The 12,662-nt window shown below is 70.0% G+C and carries 18 protein-coding genes; 1 reads left to right on the forward strand and 17 read right to left on the reverse strand.

What is annotated here, in order from left to right:
• Positions 1–33: 33 nt before the first annotated feature.
• On the forward strand, positions 34–954 hold the full coding sequence (locus IT184_18700) for a DUF72 domain-containing protein (protein ID MCC7010849.1): 921 nt from the start codon (positions 34–36) through the stop codon (positions 952–954).
• Here the strand turns inward: IT184_18700 and IT184_18705 are convergent.
• From IT184_18705 to ftsH, 17 genes are all read right to left on the reverse strand, one after another.
• Positions 932–1,480 carry a peptidylprolyl isomerase gene (locus IT184_18705; protein ID MCC7010850.1) on the reverse strand — a complete coding sequence of 183 codons (549 nt, stop codon included), beginning with the start codon at positions 1,478–1,480 and terminating at the stop codon, positions 932–934. The genes IT184_18700 and IT184_18705 overlap by 23 nt on opposite strands.
• Positions 1,481–1,482: 2 nt before the next feature.
• A complete protein-coding gene (locus tag IT184_18710) occupies positions 1,483–2,172 on the reverse strand; it encodes an endonuclease III (GenBank protein ID MCC7010851.1) in 690 nt (229 codons plus the stop codon).
• A 93-nt stretch (positions 2,173–2,265) separates the two neighbouring features.
• Complete coding sequence (locus tag IT184_18715; GenBank protein ID MCC7010852.1) at positions 2,266–2,511, reverse strand: hypothetical protein; 246 nt, start codon at positions 2,509–2,511, stop codon at positions 2,266–2,268.
• Between the two features lie 74 nt (positions 2,512–2,585).
• A complete protein-coding gene (locus IT184_18720; protein MCC7010853.1) occupies positions 2,586–2,870 on the reverse strand; it encodes a EutN/CcmL family microcompartment protein in 285 nt (94 codons plus the stop codon).
• Positions 2,871–2,879: 9 nt separating this feature from the next.
• Positions 2,880–3,152: a EutN/CcmL family microcompartment protein gene (locus IT184_18725; GenBank protein ID MCC7010854.1), complete on the reverse strand. Its 273-nt coding sequence runs from the start codon at positions 3,150–3,152 to the stop codon at positions 2,880–2,882.
• A gap of 3 nt (positions 3,153–3,155) precedes the next feature.
• Positions 3,156–3,425 (reverse strand): EutN/CcmL family microcompartment protein, encoded by a 270-nt coding sequence (locus IT184_18730; protein ID MCC7010855.1) that lies wholly within the window; start codon positions 3,423–3,425, stop codon positions 3,156–3,158.
• A 19-nt stretch (positions 3,426–3,444) separates the two neighbouring features.
• Entirely contained in the window at positions 3,445–3,729 is a 285-nt protein-coding gene (gene eutM / locus IT184_18735; GenBank protein MCC7010856.1) for an ethanolamine utilization microcompartment protein EutM, read from the reverse strand.
• Between the two features lie 19 nt (positions 3,730–3,748).
• Positions 3,749–4,621: a class II aldolase/adducin family protein gene (locus IT184_18740; protein ID MCC7010857.1), complete on the reverse strand. Its 873-nt coding sequence runs from the start codon at positions 4,619–4,621 to the stop codon at positions 3,749–3,751.
• Between the two features lie 15 nt (positions 4,622–4,636).
• Complete coding sequence (locus IT184_18745) at positions 4,637–4,912, reverse strand: hypothetical protein (GenBank protein ID MCC7010858.1); 276 nt, start codon at positions 4,910–4,912, stop codon at positions 4,637–4,639.
• On the reverse strand, positions 4,909–5,526 hold the full coding sequence (locus IT184_18750) for a tetratricopeptide repeat protein (GenBank protein MCC7010859.1): 618 nt from the start codon (positions 5,524–5,526) through the stop codon (positions 4,909–4,911). The genes IT184_18745 and IT184_18750 overlap by 4 nt, the downstream gene beginning before the upstream one ends.
• A 49-nt stretch (positions 5,527–5,575) precedes the next feature.
• Positions 5,576–6,331: a pyridoxine 5'-phosphate synthase gene (locus tag IT184_18755; GenBank protein ID MCC7010860.1), complete on the reverse strand. Its 756-nt coding sequence runs from the start codon at positions 6,329–6,331 to the stop codon at positions 5,576–5,578.
• Positions 6,332–6,344: 13 nt separating this feature from the next.
• Positions 6,345–7,682 carry a phosphoglucosamine mutase gene (gene glmM, locus IT184_18760; protein MCC7010861.1) on the reverse strand — a complete coding sequence of 446 codons (1,338 nt, stop codon included), beginning with the start codon at positions 7,680–7,682 and terminating at the stop codon, positions 6,345–6,347.
• Positions 7,679–8,326 (reverse strand): hypothetical protein, encoded by a 648-nt coding sequence (locus IT184_18765; GenBank protein MCC7010862.1) that lies wholly within the window; start codon positions 8,324–8,326, stop codon positions 7,679–7,681. Before IT184_18765 ends, glmM begins: the two co-directional genes overlap by 4 nt.
• Positions 8,327–9,145: a TIGR00159 family protein gene (locus IT184_18770; GenBank protein MCC7010863.1), complete on the reverse strand. Its 819-nt coding sequence runs from the start codon at positions 9,143–9,145 to the stop codon at positions 8,327–8,329.
• A 30-nt stretch (positions 9,146–9,175) separates the two neighbouring features.
• Positions 9,176–9,835 (reverse strand): histidine phosphatase family protein, encoded by a 660-nt coding sequence (locus IT184_18775; GenBank protein MCC7010864.1) that lies wholly within the window; start codon positions 9,833–9,835, stop codon positions 9,176–9,178.
• Entirely contained in the window at positions 9,832–10,632 is an 801-nt protein-coding gene (gene folP, locus IT184_18780; protein MCC7010865.1) for a dihydropteroate synthase, read from the reverse strand. The genes IT184_18775 and folP overlap by 4 nt, the downstream gene beginning before the upstream one ends.
• Before the next feature lie 124 nt (positions 10,633–10,756).
• Positions 10,757–12,655, reverse strand: coding sequence for an ATP-dependent zinc metalloprotease FtsH (gene ftsH, locus IT184_18785; GenBank protein MCC7010866.1), 1,899 nt, complete (start codon positions 12,653–12,655; stop codon positions 10,757–10,759).
• Positions 12,656–12,662: the final 7 nt, after the last annotated feature.

Here is a 12,662-nt window from a genome sequence, read left to right on the forward strand (position 1 = left end):
GCGCCTCGGGCGGTGTCGTACGATCGCGCGGTGATGCCGGTGCGCGTCGGGACCTCCGGGTGGAACTACCCTCAGGGCCGCGGCACGTGGAACGGGGTGTTCTACCCGGCGAAGCGGACGCGCGGGTTCGACGAGCTGGCCTACTACGCCGAGCACTTCGATACCGTCGAGGTGAACTCGACGTTCTATCGCGTGCCCCCCGCGGCGCACGTCGAACAGTGGCGGCAGCGTACGCCGCCGTCGTTCGGCTTCTCCGTCAAGCTCAACCAGAAGTTCACGCACCCGGAGCTCTACGCCGCGCGCGGCGGCGCCTCGGACTGGCACGTCACGCCCGGCGACGTGGATGAATTCCGGATCGCGATCGACCCGCTCGCCGCCGCCGGCCGGCTCCTGGCGCTCCTCGTCCAGTTCCCGCCGAGCTTCCAATGCGGCACCGAGTCGCTCGACTACGTCGGCTGGCTCGCGGATGCGTTCAGCGCCTATCCGCTGGCCGTCGAGCTGCGCCATCGCTCGTGGAGCGATCGCGGTGCCGACACCGCGGCCAGGCTCGCGGCGCACGGTGCGGCCTGGGTCCAGATCGACGAGCCCAAGTTCGCCGGCTCGATCGAGCAGTCGCTCGCCTGGGAGCAGCACGGATCCTCGCTCGTCTACGTGCGGCTGCACGGGCGCAACGCGGCAGCCTGGTGGACGCACGAGCAGGCGGACGACCGGTACGACTACCTGTATCGCCCGGACGAGCTTCGGCCGTTCGCCGACGCCGCGCGGCGAGCCGCCACGGGTGGTCGTCGGGTGTTGATGTACCTGAACAACCACTTCTCGGCAAAGGCGGTCGCGAACGCCGCCGTCCTGAAATCCCAGCTCGGCCAGCTCGTCACGGGCGAGTACCCCCGGCAGATCGTCGAGCGGTATCCCGAGCTCGCCGGAATCGTCGCTACTTCTGGCCTGCCTCTTTGATCGCCACGAGCTTGATCATGTCGGCGTACTGGAGCTTGTCGACGACGTCCATGCCCTTGATCACCTGGCCGACGATGACGTGCTTGCCGTTCAGCGAGGGGCTGGGGGCCTTCATGATGTAGAGCTGGCTGTCGGCCGTCTTCGGATTGCCGCTGTTGGCGAGCCCCACCGTGCCGCGCACGTGCGTGCGCTTCGACAGCTCCGCGACGCCGATCGGGTTGTAGCTCGATCCGGTACCCCACGATCCCTGCTTCGTCATGTCGCGCGACTGCGGATCGCCGAACTGGACGAGCGTCGGCTCGACGCGATGGAACCGCTGGCTCCGATAGAAGCTGCGCTTCACGAGCCCGACGATGTGCTCGACGCTCTTCGGCGCGTCGCTGGCGAACAACTGGATCTCGATGGGGCCTTTCACGGTGTCGAGCACCAGCACCGGACCGGCGGCAGCGCCGCGCCCGGCCTGGGCGTGCGCGACGGTGGCCACCAACACGAGTACTCCGATCGCGAACGTCAGAGATTTCCGCATGATCATCGTCCCTCCCGTGTGACGCCGATTCTAGGACAATCGCGGCGCACGACACACGCGCCGCAGCGGGGGTACACGGGGCGGCAGACGTTCTGGCCCCACGTGACCAGACGCAGGTTGACGTCGGCCCACAGCCGGCGCGGCACGACCCGATACAACGCGCGCTCTGTCTCGTCGGGGGTACGCGTCCGCACCCATCCGAGGCGGTTCGCGAGCCGATGGACGTGGGTGTCGACGCAGATGTTGTCCCGGCTGGCGTGCGCCAGGATCAGCACGAGGTTCGCGGTTTTGCGGCCCACGCCGGGCAGCGTCAGCAAGTCCTCCATCCGCTCCGGCACGCGGCCGCCGAATCGCTCCACGATCTGCCGGCTCGCCTCGCGGACGTGCCTCGCCTTGATGCGATAGAAGCTCACCGGGTAGATCAGGCGGCGAATCGCCGGCACCGGCAACTGCGCCAGGGCGGCCGGCGTGCGCGCCACCTCGAAGAGCCGCGTCGACGCGGCGTGCGTCACTGCATCCCTCGTCTGCGCCGACAGCATCGTCGCCACGAGCACCCGGAAGGGGTCGCGTCGACTGTCGTCGCTGATCTTCTCGACGGCCAGATCGTCCATGCCGCGGATCGCGCGGCCAATGGCCGCCAGGACGGTGGCGGGACTCGCGCTCGGACGCGTGGACGATTCGACAAGGGTCATTCGAACAGTGGCTCGCGGATCGAACCGGCGGTTCGGGCCGTCCGGGCGTGCCGGAGCGACCGCATCGCCAAGCGACGCGTCGCCATCGGCCGATCAGTGCCCGTGGCTTCGGCAGTAGTTGCAGTGGTTACAGGATGCACCCGGTTCGATGACGCAGGCGTCGCCAGTGTTCACGAGCGTGATGTACACGTCCTGGCTGGGATGGCCCGCGCGATCCGCGGGTCCCACGTGCACAGCCGCTTCGGCAGGCTCGCGGACGTCGGGCGGACGAGACGTGCGCTCGGCGAGCCGGCGCGTGACGAGGTCGCGAACGAGCGCGCGAAGTTCCTGATCGTTCATTCACGCCACCTGCACCGAAAGCCGCTCGAGTCGCCGCGCCCGAAGCGGGGACACGTCGAGCCCAGCTTGCGCGATCAATCCGCCGCGGGGGGCGCGAGGTCCACCCGGTCGACGATACCGATCACCGCGGCGTCGACTGGCGCAGCCTTCTTCCGGAGCGCCTCCCCGGCCGCGCGTCCTTCGAGGACGAGCAGCACTCTCTCGCTGACGCCGGCACCCACCGAGTCGATGGCGAGCAGCGGCGCGCCGCGCGGCGCGTCATCGGCGGCGAGCGGCTGCACGAGCAGCAACTTCGCGCCGACGAGCGCGCGGTGTTTCTGGGTCGAGACGAGCGTGCCGATGACGCGGCCAATCTGCACGCGGCCTCCTCAGCTCGCCTCGACGTCCCAGTGATCGACGATCCCGATCACGCAGGCGTCCACGGGCGTCTCCGCCGGGAGGAACGGGTAGGACGCCTCGCGTCCCCGCACGAAGAAGACGTGCTCGCCGGCGCCCGCGCCCGCCGCGTCCACCGCGACGAGCGCGCGGCCGATCGGCGTGCGGTCGGGCCGCACGGGCTGGAGCACCAGCAGCTTGTGGCCGGAGAGCGCGGGCTGCTTCACGGTGGACACGACGTCGCCGACGACGCGCGCAATTTGCACGGGTCAGTCCTTCAGGTGGACCTGATCGATGACGCCGACGATGGCGGCGTCGACCGGACAGTCCTTGAGGCCGGCTGCCATCCTCGCCGAGCTTCCGCTGACGATCAGCACGGTCTCGCCGACGCCGGCGTCGACGGTGTCGACCGCGACGAGATAGGCGCCGTCGAGGTTGCCCGCCGGGTCGACCGGTCTGGCCAGGAGCAGCTTGCTGCTGACGAGGCGTTCGTCCTTGCGCGTCGCCACGACCGTCCCGACCACCTTCGCGAGAATCATGAACGCGAGGGCCGAGCGGCTACTTCGCGGCTTTGCCGATGGGCAGCACGTCCTCGAGGTTGACGTGCGGGCGCGGGATCACGTGCACGGACACGAGCTCGCCGACGCGGCGAGCCGCCGCCGCTCCGGCGTCGGTGGCCGCCTTCACCGCCGCGACGTCGCCGCGCACGATCGCCGTGACGTACCCGGCCCCGATCTTCTCCCAGCCGACCAATGTGACTTTCGCGGCCTTGACCATGGCGTCGGCCGCTTCGATCATCGCGACCAGCCCTTTCGTCTCGACCATTCCCAGTGCCTCACCCATTGCCGGCCTCCACACGCACCTACGCCTTGATCAACTCGTCGACGACCTCGTCGATGAGCGCCGTCAGTTGCGCGTATGTTAGCCGAATCTCGCGGTTGTCGTCTGCTTCGCCGGCGGCTGCCGGTCGCGAGGGGACGAGCCGCGCACCGGGGGCGGACGGCGCGACGAGCGTCTGGCAGGCCAGATCGCGCGCAGGGGCGTCTGGCGCAGGCGCGGGACAGATCGGCGCCGGTGCCGCGATGCCGTAGCGCCCGCGAAGGTCCTGCAGCCGCTGGACCTCCTCGCGCGAGAGCAGGCGCTCGCGGCCGAGCTGCCGCGCGACGAGGCTGATCTTCGCGAAGTGCTCGATCGTCTCCATCTTGTAGTACGCGGCGAACAGGTCGCGGCCGAGCGCCAGCGCGCCGTGGTTGGCGAGCAGCAGGCCGTCGTGCGCCTTGACGTAGGGCGCCACGGCATCGGCCAGCTCCGTCGTCGACGGCGTCCCGTACTCGGCAATCGGGATGCTGCCGAGCGTCGTGACCACCTCCGCCAGCACCGCGCGATCCAGCGGGATACCGGCGACGGCAAAGCCCGTCGAGAGCGGCGGATGTGCGTGCACCACGGCGCCGACGTCCGCGCGCTGCCGGTAGACGACGAGGTGCATCAGGATCTCGGAGGACGGCTTGCGGCCGGGCGCGCCCGACACGAGCGTGCCGTCGAGATCGGTCACGACCATCATCTCGCGCGTCATGAACCCTTTCGACACGCTCGACGGCGTCATCAACAGGCGGTCGGGCCCGAGACGGACGCTGATGTTCCCGTCGTTCGACGCGACGAACCCGCGTTCCCACAGCCGGCGGCCGACCTCGACGATGTCGGCGCGCAGTGACTCGAGCTCGTCAGCGCTCACGATTCCCTCCCGTCGAGATCACGACGAACGCGCCGTCCGGTCGGCTGCCGCCAGCCACTGGTCGCGGCACGTCGTCGAGCAGAACGCGTGGCCTCCGGCCTTCACCGCCAGACGCTCGGCCACGAACGTGCCGCACTGCGGGTCGCGCACGAGCTGACCGCCGCTACGCTCGCCGCCCGACACGCGAGTCCGACGCGTCGCCGCGATCTGACGCTCGGCGAACCAGCGGAGCACGATCCGGACGATCAGCAGGATGATCAGGATCCGGACGGCCCAGAGCAGGCCCATCATCATCGCCCCGAACCTCCGGCGGTGTCGGCGGCGTGCGCCGATCGCAGGCCGTCGAGCCCCTGCTGCGCGCGGCGGCCCTCCTCGCTCGCCGGCGCGATGGCGACGACCTGCTCCCACGATCGCTGCGCGCCCGCCAGATCGGACTTGCCGAACGCCCGGATGATGCCCTGGTTGAGCAGCGTCTTGAGGTGCCGCGGATCGAGCTTGAGCGAGTAGTCGATCTGCGCGAGCGCGCGATCCGCCTGGTTCGAGTAGTAGTACGCCACGGCCAGGTCGGTGCTGACGTTCACGTTCTTCTCGTCGAGCTGGAGCGCTGCTTCGTACCAGGTGATGGCGCGATCGTACCGCTCGGCGTCGAAGTACAGGTTGCCCAGCTCGGTGCGCACGGCGGCGTTCTTCGGATCCGCGTTCGCCTGCCGCTCGAGCTCCGCCGCCCTGGCGGCATCGAACGGCGGCGGCTGCGACGTTCCCGACGCCGCACCACCCGCCGGAACAGCGGCCTGTGGAGCCGGCGCGGCCGGAACCGGCGCGCCGCTCTGCTGACTGCCAAGGATCCAGCCGACGAGCAAGCCGAAGAGCACGCCGGAGACCGCGAAGGCCAGGGAGTCTCGCTTCATCTAGACGTCCATCATAGTGGCGTACGGCTTAGGGCCTGAGGCGTACGGCTCAAGGCTTGCGGCTCAAGCCGTCCAAGTAGTCGCGCACCGCACGGTCGAGGCCGACCCACAACGCGTGGCTGATCAGCGCGTGCCCGATCGAGACCTCGTCGAGGTACGGCAGCTCGCGGAACAGACGGAGGTTGTCGAGGTCGAGATCGTGCCCGGCGTTGATCCCGAGCCCGGCCGCATGCGCCGCCTCGGCGACGGCACGGTACTGCTCGAAGCTCGCGAGGCCCGCGGCCTCGCCCGACGCGTAGGCGCGCGCGAACGGTTCGGTGTAGAGCTCCACCCGATCCGCGCCGAGGCGTGCGGCCCATGCGACCGCTTCGAGAATGGGATCGATGAACAGGCTCACGCGGATGCCGTCACGACGGAGGTCGCGAACGATGCCGCGCAGATCGTCGGCGCGCGTGTCCGGCGGCCAGCCGGCGTGGCTCGTGATCTCGCCGGGCGTCACGGGTACGAGCGTGCACTGATCGGCCCGCACGCGCCGCACGAGGGCGATCAGATCGGGACGCGGATCGCCCTCGATGTTGAACTCCGCGGCGGGCTGCCCGGCTCTCACCCGATCCGCGAGCCGTTCGGCGATGGCGACGACGTCGCCGGGCCGGATGTGGCGTTCGTCGGCGCGCGGGTGCACCGTGATGCCGGGCGCCCCGGCCGCCAGGCACACGTCGACGGCCTGGAGCACGCTCGGGATCGCGCCACCGCGCGAGTTGCGCAGCGTCGCGACCTTGTTGACGTTGACCGACAGCTTCACCATGACGAACGAGCCGCTATCCCAGCGCCTTCCGCACCGCGTCGACGATGTCGTCGGCCCAGCGTTCGACGCGGGCCTGGTCCTCGCCTTCGATCATGACGCGGAGCAGCGGCTCCGTGCCGGAATACCGGACCAGCACGCGGCCGCGGCCGGCGATCGCGGCCGTCACGCGCTCGATCTCGGCCTGCACGAGCGGCAGGTCGTCGATCGGCGTGCGCGTGCTGACGCGCACGTTCTTCAAGGTCTGGGGAAGCACCACGAGCTCGCCGGCCAGCTCCGTCAGCTCGCGGCCCGTCCGCGCCATCACCCGCAACACGGCCAGCGTCGTCGCCAGCCCATCGCCCGTCGGCAGGTGCTCGGCGAGCACGATGTGCCCGGACTGCTCGCCGCCCAGCGCGAACCCGCCCCGGCGCATCTCGTCCATCACGTGCTTGTCGCCCACCGGGGTCCGCAACATGCGGATGCCGCGCTGCCGCAGCGCCAGCTCGAGGCCGGCATTGCTCATCACCGTCGCCACCACGGTGTCGCCGGTGAGCCGGCCGTCGCGCTGGTAGTCCAGCGCCAGCATCAGGAGCACGGCGTCGCCGTCCACGGTACGGCCGTGCGCGTCCACGAAGATCGCGCGGTCGCCGTCGCCGTCGAACGCCACGCCGAGGCGGCAGCGTTCGCGCACGACCGTGTCGGCGATCCGTTGCGGGTGCGTCGACCCGCAGTCGAGATTGATGTTCCGCCCGTCCGGCTGGTCGCCCAGGGCCACCACCTCGAACCCCATCGCTTCCAACAGCCGCGCCGCCGTTCTCGTCGTCGCGCCGTTCGCCATGTCGATCGCAATGCGCGAACCGGCGAGCGATCCGGCGTCGGGGAGCAGACGCGCGACGTGCTGCAGGTAGGCGTCGACGAGGTCGGGTCGCGGCTGTGGTGATCCGTCACGGCCCGGCACTCCCCAGCTCTCGTCCGCCATGACCTCTTCGACCGCGCGCTCCTCGGCCTCGTCGAACTTCTCGCCTCGTCCAGAGAAGACCTTGACCCCGTTGTCGGGATGCGGGTTGTGCGACGCCGAGATCACGAGGCCCAGGTCGAAATCGAAGGCACCGGCGACGTACGCCACCGCCGGCGTCGGGACGACGCCTGCGGTCGAGACGATCGCGCCTTCAGCCGCCGCGCCTCGCGCCAGCTCGCGTTCGATCCACTCGCCGGATTCACGCGTGTCGCGGCCCACCACCAGGTGGCGCGGCCGCCCTTTCGGCAGCGCCCGAACCAGCGCTGCTCCGAGGCGCGCGAGCGTCGGAGGATCGAGCGGCCAGCGCCCCGCCACACCACGTACGCCGTCGGTGCCGAACAGCCGGGGCGTCATCGGGACCTCGCCGGCAGGATCGGAACGATCACGCGGACGCGGCGCGGCTCGACCGGCCGAACCTGCGCGTCCACCACCACGACGCTCACCACTTCGTTCACGGTCGCGCTCCGGCCCTGCACCGACACGCGTTCGGTGACGACCGAGACGCCGTGCGCCAGCCGGCGTTCCGGCCCCACGACCGTGAGCGTCGGCGGCTCCACGCGCGGCTCGCCGACGACGAACCCGGCCGCGGGCGAGCCGTCGATGGTCGGATGGATCTCGACTTCGCGGCGGCCCGACTGCTCCAGCCGCACGGTGATCGCGCCGGGATCCACCATCAACACCTCGATGTTCACGGGCGCGAGCACCTGTTCGGTGCTCAGCGAGTACAAGTTGTCGCCTTCGTGAGCGTTGTTCAGATTCACGACGAGCCGCAGGTCGCCCGGCGCGAGCGCGCCGACGACGCGATCGTCGCCGCGGACGACGACACGCACCTGATCCGATTCGCTCGTCATCTCGTATCGCCCGGGCAGGTTGCTGAACGACACGTCCACCCGCAGGCTGCGCGTGATCTGATGGCCGCTGATTGTCAGCCAGAGCAGCACGCCCAGCGCGAGCGAGAGCAGCTTGAGCCCGAAATGCCGGAAGGGGTGCCAGGCCATCTATGCGTCCACGTCGCGCCGGCCGGTCCCCTCGTCGCCGGACCGCCGGCCGGCCAGGATCAGCCGCTGCAGCCGATGACGGAGGTCGTCCGTGGTCAACCCGCGCGAGATCTGACCGTGGCGCGACAGCGACACCTCCCCGCGCTCTTCCGAGACGACGACGGCGATCGCATCGGATTCCTCCGTGAGCCCGATGGCCGCGCGGTGGCGTGTGCCGAGATCGCGGTCGAGCTTGGGGTTCACGGTCAACGGCAGGAAGCAGGCGGCGGCCGCGATGCGGCCCTCCGAGACGATCACCGCGCCGTCGTGGAGCGGCGTCGTCGGCTGGAAGATCGTCGTCAGCAGATCGTAGCTGACGGCCGCGTCGATCGGGATGCCGCTCTCGACGTAGTTGCGCAGCCCGATCTCGCGTTCGATGACGATGATCGCGCCGACGCGATCCTTGGCGAGCATGGCGGTGGCCGTGATGATCTCCTCGATCATCTCGGTCACGTGCTCCGACTGCCGGAGATACCGGAAGAACGGCGCGCGCCCGAGGTTCGACAGCGCGCGGCGGATGTCCGATTGGAACAGCACGATCGCCGCGAAGGCGCCGTACGCCAGCAGGCTGCGAATCAGCCACCCGACGGTCTTGAGCGGGAAGGCCTGCGACAGATAGAAGAGCAGCACCACGACGACCGAGCCGATCGCCATCTGCGTGGCGCGCGTGCCGCGAATGAGCGTGAGCGCCTCGTAGATCAGGAACGAGACGATCAGGATGTCGACGACGTCCCATGCGGAGACCTGAGGCGGGTTGAGCAAGGCAGCCAGCTCACGCATGGACCTCAAAGCGTATCAAACGACGGGGCGTCAGCCGGGATCGCTGGTCGTGACGAACCCCTCGAGGTGCGCGACGTCGTTGACGGCGAGGACGCGCCATGCGAGGCGCCCGGCCGACCGCTCGGGCACCACGCGGAGCAGCGAGCTGTTCGCGATTCCGGCGACGGCCGGCAGGCTGACGCCGGCAGCCAGCGGCACGCGCCCCGCCGCCATCAGATCGAGCAGCAAGCGGATCGGCCCACCGTGGGTCACGACCGCCACGGCCCGGCGCTCCCGGTGCGCGTCCGCGACGTCCGAGAGCGCGGCAGAGACGCGCCGCTCGAACTCCGTTCGGCGCTCGCCGCCCGGCGGATCCCCGCCGCCCGCCGCCGCGCGCCAGATGTCGAGCTCACCGAGCGTCTGGCCCTCGAGCGATCCGAATCCGCGCTCACGCCAGGCGGCCGACAGCTCCGCGACGAGACCCAGGGCCGCGGCGATCGGCGCCGCCGTCTCGAGGGCGCGACGGAGATCGGACGAGATGAGGTGCTCGATTGGCGGCACGAAGGTGCGCAGCCGATCCGCGAGCCTCGCTGCCTGATGGCGACCGACCGCGTTGAGCGTCGTCGGCAGATGCCCCTGCAGCACGCCAGCCGCGTTCGAGTCGGTCTGACCGTGGCGGATGAGGACGATCTCGGGCCACGCCTCGGTCATCCGGCCTGGCCCTCGGCGGCTGCCCGAAGGTCGTCGGCCACTCTCACGACCTCCACCATCTCGGCGACGTCATGGACGCGGACGACGTGCGCGCCGAGCAGCACGGAGGCGGCCACGGCCGCAGCCGTGCCCCAGACACGCTCGTCCGGCTTGCGCGGGCCGAGCGCGTGCGTCAGAAAAGACTTGCGGGACGGCCCCGACACGATCGGCCGGCCGAGGCTCGACAATCGCGGCAGACCCGCGAGCGCCGCCAGCGAATGCGGCGCCTGCTTGGCGAACCCGAGACCCGGATCGACGAGGAGCCGATCCGCGGCAATCCCCGCCTCGCGGGCCGCGGCATCTCGTGCCTGCAGTTCGGCCGTGACCTCCGCGGCCACGTCCGCGTACCGGGCGTGCGCGTACATGTCGCTCGAACGGCCGCGCGTGTGCATGAGGATCAGCGCCACGCCCGTGCGCGCCACGACGCCCGCGAGTTCCGGGTCGTACGTGAGGGCGCTGATGTCGTTGACGATGTCGGCGCCGCAGTCGATCGCCCGGCGGGCGACTTCAGCCTTGTAGGTATCGACCGAGATCGGGATATCGGCGCGCCGGCGCACGCCCTCGATCACGGGCCCGACGCGCGCCCACTCCTCGTCGACCGCCACCGGCTGCGCGCCGGGGCGGGTGGACTCGCCGCCGATGTCGATCAGGCCGGCGCCGCTCTCGATCGCGCGGGCGGCCTGCGCGATCGCCGTCTCGGGATCGGCATACCGGCCACCGTCCGCGAACGAGTCGGGCGTGACGTTGAGGATGGCCATGACCGCAGTGCGATCGCCGAGCGGCAGCACGCGGCCGCGCGGCAGCGGCACGGAGAATCTGGCGCGAGGCGAGATCACGCGAAGGGGGGACGGGTGCGCAGGCGCGCGACCCGTCCGGCGTTGGCTACTCCTGACCGACGGGCTTGTTGAGCGACGGCACGATCGCCGGGCGCTCCGGCGCGTGCTCGCGACGAGGCTCTTCCGGCACGGCCGCGGGCGCCGCAGGCGCGGGCGGCGGCGTCTCGAGCTCCAGCCCCTTGGCCAGCCGCACGATTTGCTCGCCGTCGAGCACTTCGCGGGCGAGCAGCTCGTCGGCCATCTTCAAGAGGGCGGCCTTGTGCTCGACGAGGACCGCCCGGGCGCGATCGTAATTGCCGATCACGATGCGCTTGACTTCCTGGTCGATCGAAACGGCGGTGCCCTCGCTGTAGTCCTGCGCCCGCGAGATCTCGCGGCCGAGGAAGATCTGCTCGTCGCGCTTGCCGAACGTGAGCGGCCCCATCTGGTCGCTCATGCCCCACTCGCAGACCATCTTGCGGGCGAGATCGGTCACGCGCTCGAGGTCGTTGCCGGCGCCGGTCGTGAGCCGGCCGTTCGTGATCTCCTCGGCGATGCGGCCGCCGAGCAGGATCGCGATCTGGTCCATGAGGTAGTCGCGCGAGTAGTTGTGCTTGTCGTCGACCGGCAATTGCATCGTCACGCCGAGCGCCATCCCGCGCGGGATGATCGTGACCTTGTGCACCGGATCGGCGTGCGGCAGCATCACGGCGAGCAGGGCGTGGCCGGCTTCGTGCACGGCGGTGACCTTCTTCTCGTCGTCGGTGATGATCATCGAGCGGCGCTCGGATCCCATCATCACCTTGTCCTTCGCGTACTCGAAGTCGCTCATCCGGACGACCTTCTGGTTGAAGCGTGCGGCGCTGAGCGCCGCCTCGTTCACCAGGTTCGCCAGATCCGCGCCGCAGAACCCTGACGTGCCCCGGGCGAGCACCTTCACGTCGACGTCGTCGGACAGCGGGATCTTCTTCGTGTGCACCGCGAGGATCCCCTCGCGCCCCTTCACGTCCGGACGATTGACGACGATGCGGCGGTCGAAGCGGCCGGGCCGCAGGAGCGCCGGGTCGAGGACGTCGGGCCGGTTGGTCGCGGCGATGAGGATGACGCCCTCGTTGGACTCGAAGCCGTCCATCTCGACGAGCAACTGGTTCAGCGTCTGCTCGCGCTCGTCGTGGCCGCCGCCGAGGCCTGCGCCGCGGTGCCGGCCGACCGCGTCGATCTCGTCGATGAACACGATGCACGGCGCGTTCTTCTTGCCCTGCTCGAACAGGTCGCGCACGCGCGACGCGCCGACGCCGACGAACATCTCGACGAAGTCGGACCCGCTGATCGAGAAGAACGGGACGTTCGCCTCACCGGCGACCGCGCGGGCGAGCAGCGTCTTGCCGGTGCCCGGAGGGCCCATGAGCAGCACGCCCTTCGGGATGCGCCCGCCGAGCTTCTGGAACTTCTGGGGCTCGCGCAGGAACTCGATGATCTCCTGCAGCTCTTCCTTGGCTTCGTCCGCGCCCGCGACGTCCTTGAACGTGACCTTCTTCTGCGTGCTCGACGACAGGCGCGCGCGGCTCTTGCCGAACGACAGGGCCTTGTTCCCGCCGCTCTGCATCTGCCGCATGATGAACACCCAGAAGCCGATCATCAGCAGGATCGGCGCCCACGACAGGAGGATGGTCGTCCACGCGCCCGCCGTCTCGCGGCGGGCCGAGACGGCGACCCCCTTCTCCATGAGCTGATTGGCCAGCCCTTCGTAGGACGTGGGCGACGTCGTGCGGAACGTGCGGGGGCTGCCGGCGGCGTCCGTGGCCTGGCTCGTCAGCTTGCCGGTGATCTCGTTGCCGATGAAGGTGACTTCCAGAACCTCCTGCTTGTTCACTTTCTGCATGAAGTCCGAGAAGGCGATCTCTGTGCTGCCCCCCTGGAAGGTCGAGAAGTTCCAGATGAGCGCCAGGATGACCACCAGGACCATCCAGAAC

The sequence above is a fragment of the Acidobacteriota bacterium genome (assembly GCA_020853395.1).
In the GTDB taxonomy this organism is placed as follows: Bacteria; Acidobacteriota; Vicinamibacteria; order Vicinamibacterales; family SCN-69-37; genus JADYYY01.

What these genes read in the sequence shown, in the direction of transcription:
- IT184_18700 (MCC7010849.1), top strand. Translation starts at nt 34, where the DNA reads ATGCCGGTGCGCGTCGGGACCTCCGGGTGGAACTACCCTCAGGGCCGC.
- IT184_18705 (MCC7010850.1), bottom strand. Translation starts at nt 1,480, where the DNA reads ATGCGGAAATCTCTGACGTTCGCGATCGGAGTACTCGTGTTGGTGGCC.
- IT184_18710 (MCC7010851.1), bottom strand. Translation starts at nt 2,172, where the DNA reads ATGACCCTTGTCGAATCGTCCACGCGTCCGAGCGCGAGTCCCGCCACC.
- IT184_18715 (MCC7010852.1), bottom strand. Translation starts at nt 2,511, where the DNA reads ATGAACGATCAGGAACTTCGCGCGCTCGTTCGCGACCTCGTCACGCGC.
- IT184_18730 (MCC7010855.1), bottom strand. Translation starts at nt 3,425, where the DNA reads ATGATTCTCGCGAAGGTGGTCGGGACGGTCGTGGCGACGCGCAAGGAC.
- eutM (MCC7010856.1), bottom strand. Translation starts at nt 3,729, where the DNA reads ATGGGTGAGGCACTGGGAATGGTCGAGACGAAAGGGCTGGTCGCGATG.
- IT184_18745 (MCC7010858.1), bottom strand. Translation starts at nt 4,912, where the DNA reads ATGATGATGGGCCTGCTCTGGGCCGTCCGGATCCTGATCATCCTGCTG.
- IT184_18750 (MCC7010859.1), bottom strand. Translation starts at nt 5,526, where the DNA reads ATGAAGCGAGACTCCCTGGCCTTCGCGGTCTCCGGCGTGCTCTTCGGC.
- IT184_18755 (MCC7010860.1), bottom strand. Translation starts at nt 6,331, where the DNA reads ATGGTGAAGCTGTCGGTCAACGTCAACAAGGTCGCGACGCTGCGCAAC.
- glmM (MCC7010861.1), bottom strand. Translation starts at nt 7,682, where the DNA reads ATGACGCCCCGGCTGTTCGGCACCGACGGCGTACGTGGTGTGGCGGGG.
- IT184_18765 (MCC7010862.1), bottom strand. Translation starts at nt 8,326, where the DNA reads ATGGCCTGGCACCCCTTCCGGCATTTCGGGCTCAAGCTGCTCTCGCTC.
- IT184_18770 (MCC7010863.1), bottom strand. Translation starts at nt 9,145, where the DNA reads ATGCGTGAGCTGGCTGCCTTGCTCAACCCGCCTCAGGTCTCCGCATGG.
- IT184_18775 (MCC7010864.1), bottom strand. Translation starts at nt 9,835, where the DNA reads ATGACCGAGGCGTGGCCCGAGATCGTCCTCATCCGCCACGGTCAGACC.
- folP (MCC7010865.1), bottom strand. Translation starts at nt 10,632, where the DNA reads ATGGCCATCCTCAACGTCACGCCCGACTCGTTCGCGGACGGTGGCCGG.
- ftsH (MCC7010866.1), bottom strand. Translation starts at nt 12,655, where the DNA reads ATGGTCCTGGTGGTCATCCTGGCGCTCATCTGGAACTTCTCGACCTTC.